This window comes from Amycolatopsis pigmentata (assembly GCF_042684065.1).
In the GTDB taxonomy this organism is placed as follows: Bacteria; Actinomycetota; Actinomycetes; order Mycobacteriales; family Pseudonocardiaceae; genus Amycolatopsis_E; species Amycolatopsis_E pigmentata.
Window position 1 is genome coordinate 55718 of sequence record NZ_JBHUKR010000023.1, and the last position, 15943, is coordinate 71660.

14 protein-coding genes and 1 pseudogene are annotated in these 15943 nt (G+C 67.9%); 7 read left to right on the top strand and 8 right to left on the bottom strand.

Features of this window, described 5'->3' with window-relative positions; translation table 11 throughout:
• Positions 1 to 64: 64 nt before the first annotated feature.
• Positions 65 to 889 (bottom strand): helix-turn-helix transcriptional regulator, encoded by an 825-nt coding sequence (locus tag ACFSXZ_RS36075; protein WP_378270530.1) that lies wholly within the window; start codon positions 887 to 889, stop codon positions 65 to 67.
• A 102-nt stretch (positions 890 to 991) separates the two neighbouring features.
• Complete coding sequence (locus ACFSXZ_RS36080) at positions 992 to 1573, bottom strand: TetR/AcrR family transcriptional regulator (RefSeq protein WP_378270531.1); 582 nt, start codon at positions 1571 to 1573, stop codon at positions 992 to 994.
• Positions 1574 to 1657: 84 nt separating this feature from the next.
• Between ACFSXZ_RS36080 and ACFSXZ_RS36085 the strand changes: the two genes are divergently transcribed.
• Entirely contained in the window at positions 1658 to 2362 is a 705-nt protein-coding gene (locus ACFSXZ_RS36085; protein WP_378270533.1) for an SDR family NAD(P)-dependent oxidoreductase, read from the top strand.
• Positions 2363 to 2492: 130 nt separating this feature from the next.
• Complete coding sequence (locus ACFSXZ_RS36090) at positions 2493 to 2822, top strand: hypothetical protein (RefSeq protein ID WP_378270534.1); 330 nt, start codon at positions 2493 to 2495, stop codon at positions 2820 to 2822.
• Here ACFSXZ_RS36090 and ACFSXZ_RS36095 read toward each other — a convergent pair.
• Positions 2798 to 3226, bottom strand: coding sequence for a MarR family winged helix-turn-helix transcriptional regulator (locus ACFSXZ_RS36095; RefSeq protein ID WP_378270535.1), 429 nt, complete (start codon positions 3224 to 3226; stop codon positions 2798 to 2800). The genes ACFSXZ_RS36090 and ACFSXZ_RS36095 overlap by 25 nt on opposite strands.
• Before the next feature lie 89 nt (positions 3227 to 3315).
• Between ACFSXZ_RS36095 and ACFSXZ_RS36100 the strand changes: the two genes are divergently transcribed.
• Positions 3316 to 3957, top strand: a complete 642-nt coding sequence (locus tag ACFSXZ_RS36100; protein WP_378270536.1) for an MBL fold metallo-hydrolase — start codon at positions 3316 to 3318, stop codon at positions 3955 to 3957.
• Positions 3958 to 4009: 52 nt separating this feature from the next.
• On the opposite strand, the gene ACFSXZ_RS36105 is transcribed toward ACFSXZ_RS36100, so the two are convergent.
• Positions 4010 to 4864, bottom strand: coding sequence for an EamA family transporter (locus tag ACFSXZ_RS36105; RefSeq protein ID WP_378270537.1), 855 nt, complete (start codon positions 4862 to 4864; stop codon positions 4010 to 4012).
• Between the two features lie 83 nt (positions 4865 to 4947).
• On the opposite strand from ACFSXZ_RS36105, the gene ACFSXZ_RS36110 reads away from it, so the two are divergent.
• The 4 genes and pseudogenes from ACFSXZ_RS36110 (at position 4948) to ACFSXZ_RS36125 (ending at position 9405) form a co-directional block, all read left to right on the top strand.
• Positions 4948 to 5835: a LysR family transcriptional regulator gene (locus ACFSXZ_RS36110; protein ID WP_378270538.1), complete on the top strand. Its 888-nt coding sequence runs from the start codon at positions 4948 to 4950 to the stop codon at positions 5833 to 5835.
• 313 nt (positions 5836 to 6148) lie between these two features.
• Positions 6149 to 6292, top strand: a pseudogene (locus ACFSXZ_RS36115) (SDR family NAD(P)-dependent oxidoreductase); the annotation flags it as partial.
• A gap of 276 nt (positions 6293 to 6568) precedes the next feature.
• Positions 6569 to 8836 carry an ATP-binding protein gene (locus ACFSXZ_RS36120; protein WP_378270740.1) on the top strand — a complete coding sequence of 756 codons (2268 nt, stop codon included), beginning with the start codon at positions 6569 to 6571 and terminating at the stop codon, positions 8834 to 8836.
• A gap of 146 nt (positions 8837 to 8982) precedes the next feature.
• Positions 8983 to 9405 (top strand): maltose acetyltransferase domain-containing protein, encoded by a 423-nt coding sequence (locus tag ACFSXZ_RS36125; RefSeq protein WP_449224303.1) that lies wholly within the window; start codon positions 8983 to 8985, stop codon positions 9403 to 9405.
• A 157-nt stretch (positions 9406 to 9562) separates the two neighbouring features.
• Here ACFSXZ_RS36125 and ACFSXZ_RS36130 read toward each other — a convergent pair whose 3' ends face one another.
• The 4 genes from ACFSXZ_RS36130 to ACFSXZ_RS36145 form a co-directional block, all read right to left on the bottom strand.
• Positions 9563 to 11380 carry an FtsX-like permease family protein gene (locus tag ACFSXZ_RS36130; protein WP_378270541.1) on the bottom strand — a complete coding sequence of 606 codons (1818 nt, stop codon included), beginning with the start codon at positions 11378 to 11380 and terminating at the stop codon, positions 9563 to 9565.
• The gene (locus ACFSXZ_RS36135; protein ID WP_378270543.1) at positions 11380 to 12126 is read right to left on the bottom strand and encodes an ABC transporter ATP-binding protein; all 747 of its coding nucleotides are present in this window, start codon (positions 12124 to 12126) and stop codon (positions 11380 to 11382) included. The genes ACFSXZ_RS36130 and ACFSXZ_RS36135 overlap by 1 nt, the downstream gene beginning before the upstream one ends.
• 169 nt (positions 12127 to 12295) lie before the next feature.
• A complete protein-coding gene (locus ACFSXZ_RS36140) occupies positions 12296 to 13309 on the bottom strand; it encodes a Leu/Phe/Val dehydrogenase (protein ID WP_378270544.1) in 1014 nt (337 codons plus the stop codon).
• 37 nt (positions 13310 to 13346) lie between these two features.
• Positions 13347 to 15638, bottom strand: a complete 2292-nt coding sequence (locus tag ACFSXZ_RS36145; RefSeq protein WP_378270545.1) for a hypothetical protein — start codon at positions 15636 to 15638, stop codon at positions 13347 to 13349.
• Positions 15639 to 15943 lie beyond the last annotated feature (305 nt).

Here is a 15943-nt window from a genome sequence, read left to right on the forward strand (position 1 = left end):
CGCCTGCCCTCATGCCCGGTGGACGGCAGGCGGGGACGCCCTCGCGCCTTTCCGGTGCCGAAGCTCACGCCGCCGATGACAGCAGCGCGAGTTGCTTCTGGGTCTCTGTCCCCGGAACAGGCTTCAACAACATCAGGCGTTGCCGCCCGTCCTCGCTGAACACGTTGCGGCACTCGAACGTGACGAGCCCGAGTTCCGGATGCAGAAGGCGTTTCCGCTCCTGCCTGCGGACCGCGACGTCGTGGGTGGACCACAGCTCGGCGAACTCCTCGCTGCGCTGGAGCAAAACGGCGACCATCTGCTTTGCTTCCGGATCGTGGCCCCGCTGGGCGACCACCGCACGCAGATCGGCCACCAGCATGCGCGAGTGCCCGGGATGGTCCTCCTCGAGATAAGTCGCCCTGGTCCGCGGATCGGTGAACCACCGGTACAGGAAACTCGCGGCGAGGCCCTGCCCGAGCGGGATTTCCCCCAGCACGACGGACGAAAGCCGGTTCTGCGCCAGCGGCACGTACAGATCGCTGAAGACCCGCGCGGGCACGGAGTCCAGTTGCTCCAGAAGCTCCGCCATCGCGGGCTGGACACCCTGACCGGCTCCGTCGGCGGACACCGGGACCGGCCGCCCCGCGAGATGGTAAAGATGGCTGTGCTCGTCCTCGTCGAGCCGCAGGACCTGCGCCAGCGCGGCGAGGATCTGTGTCGAGGGTTGCGTGCCGCGGCCCTGTTCCAGCTCGGTGTAATACTCGACCGACGTGCCGGCGAGCTGTGCGACCTCGGATCGCCGCAGGCCGGGTACGCGCCGTCGGCTTCCGGGCGCCAAACCTACGTCGCCGGGCCGCATCCGGGCGCGTCGGGATTTGAGGAATCCCCCCAGCTCATCGAGTTCCATATCCCTGGTCTGTCGCTCTCGTGTGGTACCGGTCAGGTCGGTTCACCGTACCCCGGGCGCGGCCGCGGGGACCTCGTCACGCTGGGCGCACCGGTTGCGGTGTCAGCCGCGGACCGCGGCGAGGCAATCGTCGTAGAGGTCCATGATCTCGCCCTTGCCCCCGTTGTCGACCCACGTCATCGTCGCGGCATCCAGGCACGCGAGCGCCGTCGCGATCACCGCGCGGGCCCTCAGGACGGTATCCGTTCGCGCCGCGAGGAACGGCAGCAGATCTTCTTGAAACCGTAACCGCTTTTCCAGCCAACCGGCACGCAATGACGCGGTGTGGTGCAGGAGCCGGAACCGCTCCAGCGCCTGTTCGCGACTGTCGTGCAGGGCGAGCACGGCGGCGAGTCCAGCGCGCAGCACCGTCCAGGCATCGGCTTCGGCGGGCTGCTTTTCGATCGTGTCGACCAGGACCTCCCCGAACCGGTTCTCGCGACCGCCGAGGAGGTCTTCCTTGGTACCGAAATAGCGGAACAGGGTGCGCTGGGAGACACCGGCCTCTCGAGCGATCTGGGCCATGGTCGTCTCGTCGTAGCCCTGCTCGGTGAACAGGCGCAGCGCCGTGGCGAGGATTTCCCGGGAGGCCAGCTGCCGGGTCCGGTCCCACAGCGTGGTCGGCGTCGTGTCCTCTCGCGTCATGTCACCAGGTTAGTCGAGCACTGCCAGCCGGACACTCAGACGAGGTTTGGCAGTCACTGCCAGAAAGACGTATGCTGTCCAACTATGACCACACGTACAGCTTTGATCACCGGTGGCACCAGCGGAATCGGCAAGGCGACCGCCGAACTGCTCCACTCCCGCGGCTACCGCGTCATGGTCACCGGCGTCAGCAATGTCACGGGTGCGGGACTGCCCGATGGTGTCGCGGTCGTCCGGGCCGACGCCCGGTCCTTGCCGGATATCGACCACGCGATCGACCAGGCGCGTGACCAGTTCGGCGCCCTTGACCTGCTCTTCCTCAACGCGGGTATTTCCCGCCCCGGAACGATCGGGTCAACCGACGAAAAGGCCTTCGATGACCTGTTCGACGTCAACGTCAAAGGCAACTTCTTCACCCTGCAGAAGGCGCTTCCGCTCCTCAACGAGGGCGCGTCGGTCGTATTCACGGTGGGCGCCGGGGAAGGAATCGGTGCCGCCATGATGGCGGCCAAGGGCGCACTGCTGCCGCTCATGCGGTCCCTCGCGCTCGAACTCGCTCCCCGCCGCATTCGCGTCAACGCCGTCAGTCCCGGTCTGATCGACACTCCGGTCTACGGCAAGCTGGGTGTCACTCCGGACATGATCGACACCTGGCGCCAGAACATTCCGCTCGGCCGTGTCGGCGATCCCTTCGACATCGCCGAGGCCGTGGCCTTCCTGGCGTCCGACGCCGCGAGCTATATCACCGGTGACAACCTCATCGTCTCCGGCGGAATGGGCGTGCACTGACCACCGATCCACACGACCATCCTCGAAAGGGCACCACCCATGACCATGTCCGTCTCGAAGGCGATCGCGAACGTTCTCACGCTCAGCCTCGTCGAGCTGGCCTGCTGCGGTTCACATGCCGGGTCACCGGGTGAGTCCGGAATTCGGGAAGCTGGGCAAGGAGGAGGTGTACGCCGCGCTCGGACTCGGCTTCCACGTCCGCGGTGAGCAGCGACGTCCCGGCCAGTCGCGATTCGGGGCGCTCAGCTCCCCGCGCGCGTTCGGCGGTTTCGGTGCCGGATCCACCGGCTGCTGGGTCGACCCGGACTACGACCTCGGCATCTCATTCCTGTCCACCGGGCTCCTCGAGGAATCCCGCCACGTGGAACGAACCGGGCAACTGTCCGACATGATCATCAGCGTCCTCGTCTGGAGCCGTTCATTACCGAATCCTGGTCACCGTGACCTTTCGGTGAGATGAGTGGTGAGCCGGATCAGCAGAGGCACACAGTCCCGCAGTCGCTGCCGCTCGTGCGGGGTGAGCGCATCGTGAATGGCGCCACTGAGCGAGGTGGCGCGCTGCGCGCGTTCCTGTCGCAGACGTGCACGGCCGGAATTCGTGATGTGCAGCAGCAGTTTGCGGCCGTCGTCGGAGTGGGGTTCGGCACGGACCAACGCGGCTCCGAGCAACTCCTTGACGGACTTGGTGGCCGACTGGTGCGTCACGTTGCGTCGGTGTGCCAGATCAGCCGTGGTCTGCGGGCCGTCACGGTCGAGGTAACCGAGGATGGCCGCCTCGCCGGCGGGCATGGTGTCGACGGCCCGTACGGCACGGACCAGAGCGCCGACCGCCTGCCGCAGGTCTTCGGCCAGTGTGTCGTTCATCGCGCCATCCTACCCAAAGCATCCACCCTACTTGTACAGTCTAGTTGTACAGTTAAGGTGTATTCCCGGCGAAGGGTTCCCAGCACTTCATGCAGCTCACCAAGTTTGGCCACGCTTGCGTGCGCGTCGAGACGAACAACCACCGCCTGGTGATCGACCCGGGCGGCCTCACCGACCCACAAGCGCTCGACGGTGCCGATGCGGTCCTGGTCACCCACGAACACTTCGACCACTTCTCCGAGAAGACGCTTCGCAAGGCCACGGACCGGAACCCGGCCTTGCGGATCTGGACCAACACCTCGGTCGCCCGGAAGTTGGACGACCTGGGCGCGCGAGTCACCACCGTGGGCGAAGGCGCGGTCTTCACCGCGGCCGGCTTCGAGGTGAAGGTCCATGGCACCTGGCACGCGGTCATCCATCCTGACATTCCCCGGGTCACCAACATCGGTTTCCTGATCGACGATGCCCTTTTCCATCCCGGCGACGCCCTCACCGTTCCGGACGTCACCGTCGACACCCTGCTGCTGCCGGTGCACGGTCCTTGGTCCACCACCGGGCAACTGATCGACTATGTCCGAGAAGTGGCCCCCCGCCGGGCACTCGCCATCCATGACGGCGCCCTCAACGACATCGGCACCGCAATGGTCGGCGGGCTACTGGGCACCAATGGACCTGGTGCCGGAGCCCCGTACGACCGACTGGTCCCAGGTGCCTCGGTGACGATCGGTTGATCGTGGCACCGTGCCCGGCTCGGGCTCGATCGATGAATCCTGCGCAGGACCTTCAAGCCGTCTCCGGCACAGGTTCCCGCCTCCCGCCCCGCTCGGCACCGATGCCGGCCGCCACGACGAAAAGCACGCCTGCCGCGGCCACCGCGTCCGGCATCTGATGCAGTACCACCAGCCCGATCGCGAGGGCGATCGCCGGCTCCAAGCTCATCAGCGTCCCGAACGCGGACGTGGTGAGACGCCGCAGAGCGAGCAACTCCAGGCTGAACGGCACCAGCGGCAGCAGGATCGCGAGCCCGACTCCGCCCAGCAACAACTGCCAGGTCAGGTGACCGACCACGTCTGCCCCGTACGCGAGCGTTGCCACGATGCCCGCCACCGGCATCGATATGGCCAACCCTCGCACGCCGGACACTTCATCACCGACCCGCTGGGTCAACAGGATGTAGCTCGCCCAGCAGCACGCCGACGCCAGTGCGTAGCCCACGCCCAGCAGGTCCGCACCACCCTGCCACGGCCGGGTCAGCAGCACCACGCCGACCGCCGCGACGACCGGCCACAGCTTCTTCCCACCGCGGCCGTGGATGATCGCCACGGTGAGCGGTCCGAGGAACTCCAGCGCACTGGCCGTGCCCAGCGGCAGGCGGGCCACCGCCTCCATGAACAGCATGGTCATGCACGCGGTGACCACGCCCAGTCCCACGCAGGCCAGGAACGTCCGCCGACGGAACGATGACGGCCGTGGTCGCACCACCACGAGGATCAACACACCCGCCAAGGTGAGCCGGAGCCACGCGGTGCCCAGGGGACCGATGCGATCGAGCAGGCCGACGGACACGGCGAGTCCGAGTTGGACGCACAGCATGGCGACGACCGCCATGGTCGCCCCGGACCGGGTGGAGGACAGCACCCGATCAGGAAACCTGCCCGAACCGTTTATGTCTACGTGCTGATCCTGGACGCATCGTCCAGATATCCTGAACAATGCGAGTCATGGACACGCGCAGGCTGCGGTTTCTCCTCGAACTCTCGCGCCAGGGGTCGATGCGGGCGGTGGCCGATGTGCTCGGCACCACGACATCGACGGTCTCGCAGCAGATCGCCGTGCTGGCCAAGGAAACCGGCGCGCCGCTCCTCGAACCGGACGGCCGTCACGTGCGCCTGACCCCGGCGGGCCGACGGCTGGCCGAGCACGCCGTGACGATCTTGGCCGCCGTCGAAGCCGCTCGCGTCGCCCTCGACCCGCAGGCCGAACCAGCGGGTAGCGTCCGCGTCGCCGGGTTCGCCACAGCCGTCCGGCGTTCCGTGCTGCCCGCGGCGGCCACACTCGCCGAACACCACCCTCGCGTGCGCCTCCACGTCAGCGAATACGAGACCGCCGAGACGCTGAACGCGCTGCTCGCGGACGACATCGACCTAGGACTTGTCTACGACTACGACCTCGCGCCCGCCACCCTTGACCCAGCACTCGCCGTCAATCCACTGTGGACCATGTCGTGGGGCCTCGGCGTTCCCGCACCCGACGCGGACCGGGTACGCGGCGAAGGGACCCTCGCGGTCTTCAACGCCTTCCGCGACCGCGACTGGATCGGCAATTCCCGTAACAGTGCTGACGAGGACGTGGTCCGTACGCTCGCGTCCATGGCCGGGTTCACGCCCCGGGTCACGCACCGCGCGGACAGTCTCGAACTGGTCGAAGACCTCATCACCGCCTCCGGCGACAGTGTCGGCCTGCTACCGATGGACCACCCCACCTCTGGCGGCGTAACCGTGTTGCCCCTGGCCGGCCCGGATGTCCGGCAACGAGCGTTCGCGTGCACTCGCCACGGCCGCGCCGCCTGGCCACCGCTCGCGCTGGTACTGAAACTGCTGACCCACTGAAGGTCCGCTGACCCAGGGCCTCGGTTCGGAGCCCCGCAGCACCAGCCGGGTGGGCAAGCTCGTGATGCGCTCGGCCGGTGCCTCTCCCGCCGGCGACCGCAGCACGATCGCCATCGCGGGGAACCTGGATGTGGGTGAAGGCTTTGGCGACCTGGTACCCGGTCGCCAGCGCCGCACGCGCGATCTGGCTGCCGACCTCGCCCGCGCCGATGATGCCGATTGTGGTCATGACGGTGGACACCTCGAAGTCTGGTGGGGACGGGCTTGTGTGTATTTGAGCGACCGTTCCATAATTTGCCGAAGGGACACGCACATGACGACACGACCGCTCGAGGGCAAAACCGCGCTGGTGACCGGGGGTTCCAGAGGCGTCGGCGCCGGTATCGTCGCCCGGCTGGCAGCGGACGGCGCGAAAGTCGCGTTCACCCAAGAACAGTCGCGAGTGGACAGACTGGCAAGTTCGCTTACCTCCTCCCCGAGAGGAATACCGGAGACGGACACCAAAGGAACATCACGCCGAGCGCAGCGCCGAAAGCCGCACCAGTGGTCGCGGGTGACGGACTTCGATCACGACGAAAACTCCGAACAGGACAATCGTTTTCGCGATTCTCCTCTGCAAGGCGGAGGTTGTTTGCCCACGGAGGCCGCGTAGCTATCATGCGAGTGAGGGGTTTCGTGGTGAATGTGGTGACGGATTGTGCCGAACCGGGCACTGGACAACCTTCCCGCCGACATGACGAGCTTCGTCGGGCGTCGAAGCGCGACCGGCGAAGTGAAACAGCTGCTGTCAAAGGGGCGTTTGGTCACTTTGACCGGTGCCGGGGGGACGGGTAAGTCGCGGTTGGCCCTTCACGTCGGACGGAATCTGCGGCGGACATTCTCCGACGGTGTGTGGCTGATCGAGTTGGCCGCGGTGCGCAACCCAGCGTTGCTGGGGGACACGATCGCGACGGCCTTGGGCTTGGCCGACCGGTCGAGCCGCGATCCGGAAAACGTCTTGTCCAGTTATCTCGCGGATAAGCGACTGCTGCTGGTGTTGGACAATTGCGAACATTTGTCGAGCGAATGCGCGCACTTGACGGACGCACTGTTGCGTGCCGCGCCGGGACTGCGGGTGCTGGCCACGAGCCGGGAGCCGCTGGGCATCGCCGGGGAGCAGTTGTGGCAGGTTCCTCCACTGTCCGTACCACCGCCGGCCGACTCCATACCGGAGGGTGGCTGGGAACAGTATGAGGCGTTGACCTTGCTCGAGGCGCGGGCGACGGCCGTGACACCACACTTCACCCTGGATGCGGACAACCTCGAGGCGGCGGCACGGTTGTGTCAGCAACTCGACGGGCTGCCGCTGGCGATCGAACTCGCCGCGGTGCGGCTTCGGATAATGAGTGTCACCGACGTCCTCACCCGACTCGAAAACCGCTTTCGGTTGCTCAGTAGTGGCAATCGTGCCGCCCCCTCCCGTCATCAGACCCTGCGCGCGGCGGTGGACTGGAGTTACGACCTGTGTTCCGGGTTGGAGCGGACGTTGTGGGCTCGGCTGTCGGTGTTCACCGGCGCTTTCTCCTTGGCTGCCGCTGAGCAGGTGTGCGTAGGCGATGGCGTGCGCAAGGACGACGTATTAGACGGCGTCACCGGTCTGGTGGACAAGTCCTTGTTGGTCAGGAACGAGACCGGAAACGGTGCACCCTACCGGATGTTGGAGACCATCCGCGAGTACGGACAGCAACGGCTGACCGGCAAGGACGGTGTCATGGTGCGTTGTCGGCATCGGGACTATTACCTGCGCCTGGCGGAGCAGGCGCAGGCGAACTGGTTCGGACCCGACCAGGTGGAATGGCTGGACCGATTCCAGGCCGAGAAGTCGAACGTGCAGGCGGCGCTCGAGTTCTGCATCAGCCGGCCCACCGAGGTTCGCACCGGTCTGCGAATGACGGGTAGCCTGCTCTGGTACTGGATACAGCGCGACATCCGCGATGGACGCGCATGGTTGGACCGGGCTCTGGCAGCCGACACCGAACCCAGCCGCGAGCGGGCCAAGGCCCTCCGGGCCGTTGGCTGGATCTCGAACGCCCAAGGCGACACCGGTCATGCCCTCGCCGGCCTCGACGAAGCCGTCGCGCTCGCACGGAATTTCGACGACGAGCAAGGGCTTGGTTTCGCGCTGCAGTTCATCGGGCTGGGCAAGTTCCTCGAAGGCAAGCTGCCCGAGGCGGCCGCCGCCTATGAACAAGCTCTGAAGCACTACCGAAGTACCGGCACGGTGAACTCCACCAGGGCCGTGGGGCTGGCCGAATACGGCACGATCGTCGCTCTGCAGGGCGATCAGGAGCGCGCCGTGACGTTGTGCCGGGAAAGCGTCGCTCTTTGCCGGGATCAGGGCGAACAATGGGCGTGCGCGTGGGGTCTGATGCACCTCGCTATCGTTCACTGGCTCCGTGGTGACCTCACCGAAGTAGGGGCGCACGCCAAGGAAGCGCTCCGGCTCCGGCAGATCCTTCGTGATCACCCTGGTATCGCCTGGTGCGTCGAAATATCGGCCTGGGTGGCGGCGGCCAAGGACGAGCCATACCGTGCGGCCGTCTTGTTCGGCATCGCCGACACAATGTGGGCCGAAATCGGTCAGTGGCTGGGTACTTGGCAGACCGGCCGCGATGTGAGCAATCACGCCCAGCATCAAGCCCGGCAAGCCCTCGGGCGAAGCGAGTATGACGCGGCCTTCCGACAGGGCCGGAGCTTTACCGGTGATGCGGCGATCGCCTACACCCTGGACGAGCGCCCAGCGCCACCCCTCACCGCGGCCGCTGCCGGTCTGTCGCAACTGACCCGACGTGAGCGAGAAGTCGCCACACTGGTCGCCGAGGGCATGGCGAACAAAGAAATCGCCGTCAAACTGGTCATCGCCCGGCGTACCGCGGAAGCTCATGTCGAGAACATTCTCACCAAGCTGGGCTTCACCTCCCGAGTCCAGATCGCGGCCTGGGTCAACCAACAGCACGGTTGATCCGGAAACCTCCCGCGGCGGACTCTCCCGCACATGATGCGGCTGCCCGGCCGGATGGTGGATCATCGATCCCCCGGGACAGCCGACCAGACCGGCCGGCATTGGCCGTCCGGAAAGGACACGATGTGGGCGAACAGAAAGATCGGATGCTGCGCGGGGACTGGTACCTGGACGAACCCGGCCTCGCCGCGGAACGACGGCGCTGCTGGCGGATGCTCGACAGGTTCAACGCCACCGGAGCGGTCGACGACGCCGAGCGCCGACGCATCCTGGAAGAACTGCTCGCCAAGTTCAGCCCTGGCGCCTCCGTCCTGCCGCGGTTCCACTGCAGCTACGGCACACTGATCAGCATCGGTGCCAACAGCTTCGTCAACAACGACGCACTCTTCATGGACGACGCCCTGATCACCATCGGCGACAACGCGTGGCTCGGCGCCGGCGTCATCGTCTGCCCAGGCGTGACCATCGAGGAGAACGCGGTCATCGGCGCGGGTAGCGTGGTCGTCCGGGACATACCGGACCAGGTGATCGCCGCGGGAAACCCGGCACGGACGATCCGCCGTCTGTGACCTTTCCCGGGCAGCGTAAGAGGCGCCCTGCGGGAAATCACGGGAAACCGTGAAACGCCGACCACACCGTCCCACCTTCGACCGCGACCACAGCCTGACCGTCCGATCGACGAGCCCAAGGGCTCGGGCCTCGGGCCACGCCTCGTCGATCACCAGGTTATTCGCGCGTTCCCGCCAGTGCGATCGGTGTGGGCCGTGTCGCGGCGAGGGTCGTCCCTACGCTCGTTGCCCCGACGACCAGGAACGCGCCGAGGACGGTGAGCCAGAAGATGCCCCACGGCATGACCATCGTGCCCGCGACACCGCTGATGCCGATCAGCGTGGCCAGTGCCGCGACCCAGCCGAGCCCGAGGCCGGTGAGGCTGACGACGAGCGACTCCAGTAGCGCGGTGCCGATGACCTGGCGGCGCGTGAAGCCGGTCAGCCGGGCGACGGCGAACTCGCGCCGGCGTTCCCCGGTGGCGATGACGACGGCGTTGACCACGGCGATCACGGCGTAGAGCGCGGCCAGTCCCATGACGGCCTTCATCACGCCGGCGTTGAGGGTGTCCTGCGCCCGGTCCCCCGCGGCGAGCCATTCGTCCACAGTGGACACCGGTTGCGGCAGCGCGCCGGCCACGGTGGCGGGGTTGGCACCCGGCTGAAGCTGCACGATCGACTGCGCGGGCCCGAGCGCGGCAGGCGGGACGAGATCACGCGGGAGCAGGTATTCCGCGCCGCCGTTGAGCGTCGGCGGCAACACCGCCACCACGCGTGCGGTGATCTGCCGTCCTCCGACGGTGATTCCGACGGTGGTGCCGAGGTCGCCACCCGCCGCGGCGACCGCGAGTCCGTGCATGTCGGCGTACGATCCGGCGGTCGGTGGCCGGTGCGCCCGGGCGTAGTCGGCAGGGTCGATGGCGAGTGCTTTCACCTCGTTGGTGTCGGTCTCGGCGCCATCCCCGTAGTTGCTGACGGTGGTGACCTCGATCGACAGGGCGTATTCGGTCGACGCGCTCGCGACGCCGGGTGTGCCGGACGTGACGGGCCCCGCCGCGACGAGGTCGCCGTGCACGTCGTCGGCGAGTTGCCGTCGCGCGCCGTCGGACAGCGCTTCGAACGTGCCCGCCAGCCCGATGACGAGCGCGACCAGGATCAGAAGCGGCGCCGCGGTGGACGCGCTGCGTCGGACGCCATCGCGCAGGTTCGCTCGTGCGAGCCTGCCGAGCGTTGACCTGCCCGCCAGGCTTCCGGTGATCCGGCCGACCAGTGGCACGATTTTCGGGCTCAACGCGGTCAGCGCGAGCGCGAGCGCGACCGTGGAGTTGAGCGCCAGGGGGATCGCGCCGTTGGGCTGATCCACCACGGTCGCGATCGACATCAGTGTGATCGCCGTGATGAGGAACAGGACTCCCCAGAACCAGCGGGCGAACGTCATGACCTTGGCGCCGGCGCCGGTTTCCCGCAGTGCCTCCAGAGGGCGCACTCGCGACGCGCGGCGCGAGGCGGCGAGCACCCCGAACTGAGCGACGAGGACGCCGATTCCCAAGGAAACCCAAAGGATCCAGCCGTGCCACTTGGCGCCGAACGAATCCGGGAGGAATCCGAGACTCGCGAGCAGCGAAGTCTGCGCGCTCATCGCGATCCGCCCGACGGGCACGCCGAGCACCGTGCCGATGACACCGAGCAGGAGCGCCTCGGACAGCAGCAACCGTCGCACCTGCCCGCGGCTGCCGCCGATAAGGCGTAACAGCGCGAGATCGCGACGCCGCTGGGCGATGGTGAACGCGAACGTGGAACTGACGATGAAGACGGCGAGGAACGTCGAGACGCCGAGCGACAGCCCGAGTATCGCGATGGCCTCGCCGTAGTCCCCGGCGGACACGACGATCAGCAGCGACGACTGCACGATCGCGACGCCGAGCGTCACGGTGATGATCGCCCCGACGAACAGCTGCCAGCGTTCCCGGAACGTGGCCAAGGACAGGTTCAACATCACGCCTCCAACTCGGCGAGCCGGTCGGCGACCTGGGCCGTGGACGGACGGGTCAGGTGTCCGACGATGCGTCCATCCGACAGGAACAGCACGGAGTCGGCGGCGGCCGCCGCCGCGGGGTCGTGGGTGACCATCACGATGGTCTGCTTCGAGTCGTCGACGAGGGCACGCAGCAAGCCGAGTACAGTGCGCGCGGAACGGGAGTCCAGTGCTCCGGTCGGCTCATCGGCGAACAGGACCGAGGGTCGCGTGATCATGGCGCGGGCGATCGCGACGCGCTGTTGCTGACCGCCGGAGAGTTCGCGTGGCCGGTGCCGCAGCCGCTCCCCGAGGCCGATCTCGGTGAGGATCGCGCGCACGTCTTTCATCGACACCTTGCTGCCCGCCAGTCGCAGTGGCAGTGCGACGTTCTGCTCGGCGCTCAGCGAGCTGACGAGATTGAAGCTTTGGAAAACGAACCCGATTTCCTTACGCCGCAACGCCGTGAGCGCGCTCTCGGACGCGGCGCTCAGTTCGCGTTCGCCGAGCATCACCTGGCCGCTGGTGGGACGTTCGAGGCCGGCCGCGCAGTGCAGCAGCGTGGACTTGCCCGAACCGGACGGTCCCATCACCGCGGTCCAGGTGCCCCGCGCGAAACCGACGCGGACGCCGTCCAGTGCGCGTACTCGCGCGTGTTTGCCGCCGTATTCTCGCACCACGTCACGGAGTTCGACTGCCGTGTCGACGGTCGTTTCAGTCCTGATCATCGTGTTTCCCTCGTCCTTTCTCGGTAGGGAAACACTACGAATCGAATCGCCGTGGGGCGTCACCCCGCAGAGCCAACTCGGGGTAGCTCGCACGAGCGACAGGACGCGGCGTCGTGATCAGGCTGGTGTGTCACCAGGGGCGCACTCCGTGGCGCGGTGACCTGAGGCGTCATGACTTGAGCCGGGCCTCGGCGAGGTCGTGTGCGGCCCGCGTGGTGGAGATGCCCTCCCGATGCGCGCGATCGAGGACATCGGCGATCACGTCTCCGATGCTCAGTACCCGGGTCCTGGCCTGATCGAAATCATGGCCGAGTAGTTGCTCCGCCAAGAAGATCAGGCCGCCGGCGTTGACGCAGAAGTCGGGGGCGTAGACGATGTCGCGTTCGGCCAGATCGTCGGCACGCTCCGGGGAATCGAGGACGTTGTTCGCCCCGCCCGCGATCACACCGCATCGGAGCGAGCCGACCGTTTCGCCGGTGATGATCCCACCGAGCGCGCACGGGGCCAGCACGTCGCATTCGAGGGCCGGCAGGCCGGCGGGTTCGACGACCCGCGCCCCTGTCTCGGCGGCGACGGACTCGGCCCGGCCGGGAAGGACATCGGCGACGGTCACGTGTGCTCCTTCGGTGGAGAGCAGCCGCACCAACGAGGCGCCGACGTTCCCCGCGCCTTGGACGTTCACGCGCAGGCCGCGGAGATCGGTCCGGCCGGAGCGATGGCGAACGCACGCGCGGATTCCTTCCACGACACCGAGCGCGGTCATCGGCGACGGGTCGTCCTGCGCGCAGACCGGAGAGGTCTCCTCGCCGATCAGCGCGATGTCCGACTGCGTCGTGCCGACGTCGTTGACCGGGATGAACCGGCCACCGAGGGTCGCGATCGCCCGTCCGTGCGCGCGGAGCAAAGCATCCGTCTTGTCCTGGCGCGGGTCGCCGAGGATGACGCTCCAGCCACCGCCGAGGTCGAGCCCGGCCGCCGCTGCCTTGAGGGTCATCGCCTCGGCCAGGGCCGTGCACTCGGTGACCGCCGCGTCCTCACTGGGGTAAGGCCGCATGCGCACACCCCCGAGGGCGGCGCCCAGCGTCGTGTCGTGCACGGCGATGATCGAACGCAGGCCGCTTTCCTCGTCACGGCAGACGAGAAGGTTCTCGACCCCTTCCGCCTCCAGCATCTCCGTGCTCATACCCGCTCTCCCCTCGGCCCCCACGATGCGGCAGGAATCATAGCGATGCCGGCGGCAGCGGACAGCCGAGCGCGTCGAACTCGGATTCCGCCTCGGTCCGCGCGCCAGGCAGCAGCAACAGTGTGCACGCCCGCTCATGCCGCGCCCCGATCCGCTCCCAGCGTTCCACCGCGTCGCGCAGCGCCGCCGTATCGCGGTGCAGGCGTCCGTGTGCCCTGGCCAGGCATGCGGCGGCCCAGGCGTTCTCGCGCCCCGCGGGTGCGGCGGCGGTGAGCCACGCCGGCCCGTCGGGCAGGCCGGCCAGAACTGCCGCCTCGGCCGCGACAGCCCACGCATACGCGTCGTAGAACTGGTGCGGCGACTGGTCCCACGCGGGCGCGGTGCTGAGGTTCACCGCCGCGGAGACGGCCTCCCGGTAGGCTCCCCGCTGCAACGCCTCTCTCGGCAACGCGAACGCGGCGAAGCTCTCGTAGAGTCCACTGTGGACTCCGGCTTCGGACATCGTGTGGGCTCGCGCCAGCCAGTCGTCGTATTCGGCCTGTCGCGCGCGCAGGCCGTGCACCAGGCCGGCGGCGTGCACCGCGGGCGCCATCCAGCGCGCGCTCGGGCGCCCGACCCGATTCCACGCGTCCCACATGATTCCGGCGTATTTTCCCGCCTCGTCGAACCGGCCGCTCAACATCAGCGGGACGACGAACTTGCTCGCCCGCATGTACTCCCCGCGGAGCTCGTCCTCCCAGGACCGTTCGGCCGCGCGGATCGCACCGGGCAGTTCGCCCGCCGAAATCGCGACCAGGGGCACCACGTGCAAGGTGTCGACGATTTCGACGCCGATGCGCGGATCGTGCCGGGGCAGCCGGTCGAACAGCCGGAGACGCTCGTCGCAAGCCCGGTAGGCGTCGGCGAAACGGCCCGCCGAGCCATCGGCACTACTGACCGCGTCCAGCGCCCCGGAGACCAGGACCGCTTCCCCCGTCGCGCGGGCGGCGTCCAGTGCGACCTTGGTGAGGGCGAGATCCGGGGTGGTCTTGAGGCCGGTCGCGTTCCACGCCCTCGCCGCCGCGAGGTAGGCCTCGGTCAGTGGATCGGCGGTGACCGCCGCGGCCTGTTCGGCTTCCGCCATCAGCTCGCACAGGCGTTCGTGAGGCACCAGGTCGGTGAAGGTGGCGGGAAAGCGGTTCCCCACGCACACCGCATAGGCCAGCGCGATCGCCTGTCCCGCGGGGTCACCGCCGAGGCGCGACCGGCGCGCGGCCTCCACCAGCAGAGCCAACGCGGGTTCACCGCGATGTTCGGTCATGGCGACGTCGGCCGCCGTGCGCAGGTCCGCCGCGGCGGTGCGTTCGCCGGGCGCGACCGCCGCTGCCTGTTCGAAAGTGGCGCGCGCTTCGACCAGGAACTGCCGTGCGTAGAGCAGTTCGGCGAGCGCACGGGCGAGGGTGTGCGCGAGCGGGCCGGGGCCGGGAATCGCGCGGACCGCGGCCCGGAGATCGTCGGCGATCCGGTCGAACCGCGCACGCCACGGCTTACCTTCTTCGACGAGGCCAACCAGTTCGGCGGCCGTGGCCGTGGCCCACTCCTGTCGCCGCGCGACGGCCTCCGCCATTTCGCCGGAATCCGTCAGCCGTGTCAGCCCGAATTCCCGGACCGGGCGGGGCAGCCACCACCGGCCGTCTCGTTCGGCGAGCAGCTCCAGCGCGGCGAGGTGGTCCAGGCCCACGGAGGCCTCGTGCACCGGGACAGCGGTGAGTGCCGCCGCCATCTCGGTGTCGAATCCGCGGCAGAACAGGGAAATCGCCCGGAGCAGCCGCTGCTCTGCCACCGGAAGCAAGCCGTAGGTCGCGCCGAGGACATCGGAAAGGGCGCCCGAGCGTGTGGCGGCGAAAATGTCCGCACCTTTGCGTGCCGCCAGCAGTGCGACGGCAAGCGGCACCGGCGACTCGTCGCGGTGCGCCTCGATCACCCGCTCTCCTTCGAGACCGAGAGGATTCTCCGCGGTGAACAGAATGACCAGTTCGGGACAACCCGCCAGCAGTAGCGTGGCGAGCGACGCGGCCTCGGCGGGGCTGGCGTCACAATGATCGAGCACGAGCAGGGAACGGCCTTGGCGTAGTGCGGTGCACAGCGCTTCGGCCAGCGGCTCCGCGGGTCGTTCGGTGACGTCCAGGGCGGTCGCGACGGCTTGGGCGAAGGTGCCGGGAAGCGGCCCCAATTCGGCGATCCGGACACCCGCGGGGAATTCGGCGGCCGCGTGCCGCGCGCCGGCCACCGCCAACCGGGTCTTCCCCGCCCCGGGCGGCCCGGTGACAGTTACGAGCTGGTGTGTCACCAGAGTTTCCGCAAGGAATGAGAATCCTTTTCGGACATTCGGCGTCCGCTCGGCGGGCCGCGGGTTCGCGATTCGGTTCACTTCCGCCATGATGCCCAAGGGTTCACCTTCCGACAAGTGAGTGCGGACCCGGATCCCGCGCCCATGTTTTGGACATGATCAACGGAAAACCCGGAAGGACTCTCACTCGTTCGGGCTAATATTTCCCGCGCACTCCGCGAACTTGTGCGCTGATCGGCGGCAGCCGCTCCTCCCTTCGCCCAAACAACCAGCAGGTGGAACGGCGATTCCACCATGATGGTGGG

Excerpts from the sequence above, each read along its gene's own strand:
- ACFSXZ_RS36075 (WP_378270530.1), bottom strand. The coding sequence starts at position 889 with ATGGAACTCGATGAGCTGGGGGGATTCCTCAAATCCCGACGCGCCCGG.
- ACFSXZ_RS36085 (WP_378270533.1), top strand. The coding sequence starts at position 1,658 with ATGACCACACGTACAGCTTTGATCACCGGTGGCACCAGCGGAATCGGC.
- ACFSXZ_RS36120 (WP_378270740.1), top strand. The coding sequence starts at position 6,569 with ATGACGAGCTTCGTCGGGCGTCGAAGCGCGACCGGCGAAGTGAAACAG.
- ACFSXZ_RS36100 (WP_378270536.1), top strand. The coding sequence starts at position 3,316 with ATGCAGCTCACCAAGTTTGGCCACGCTTGCGTGCGCGTCGAGACGAAC.
- ACFSXZ_RS36125 (WP_449224303.1), top strand. The coding sequence starts at position 8,983 with ATGCTGCGCGGGGACTGGTACCTGGACGAACCCGGCCTCGCCGCGGAA.
- ACFSXZ_RS36140 (WP_378270544.1), bottom strand. The coding sequence starts at position 13,309 with ATGAGCACGGAGATGCTGGAGGCGGAAGGGGTCGAGAACCTTCTCGTC.
- ACFSXZ_RS36080 (WP_378270531.1), bottom strand. The coding sequence starts at position 1,573 with ATGACGCGAGAGGACACGACGCCGACCACGCTGTGGGACCGGACCCGG.
- ACFSXZ_RS36135 (WP_378270543.1), bottom strand. The coding sequence starts at position 12,126 with ATGATCAGGACTGAAACGACCGTCGACACGGCAGTCGAACTCCGTGAC.
- ACFSXZ_RS36130 (WP_378270541.1), bottom strand. The coding sequence starts at position 11,380 with ATGTTGAACCTGTCCTTGGCCACGTTCCGGGAACGCTGGCAGCTGTTC.
- ACFSXZ_RS36095 (WP_378270535.1), bottom strand. The coding sequence starts at position 3,226 with ATGAACGACACACTGGCCGAAGACCTGCGGCAGGCGGTCGGCGCTCTG.
- ACFSXZ_RS36110 (WP_378270538.1), top strand. The coding sequence starts at position 4,948 with ATGGACACGCGCAGGCTGCGGTTTCTCCTCGAACTCTCGCGCCAGGGG.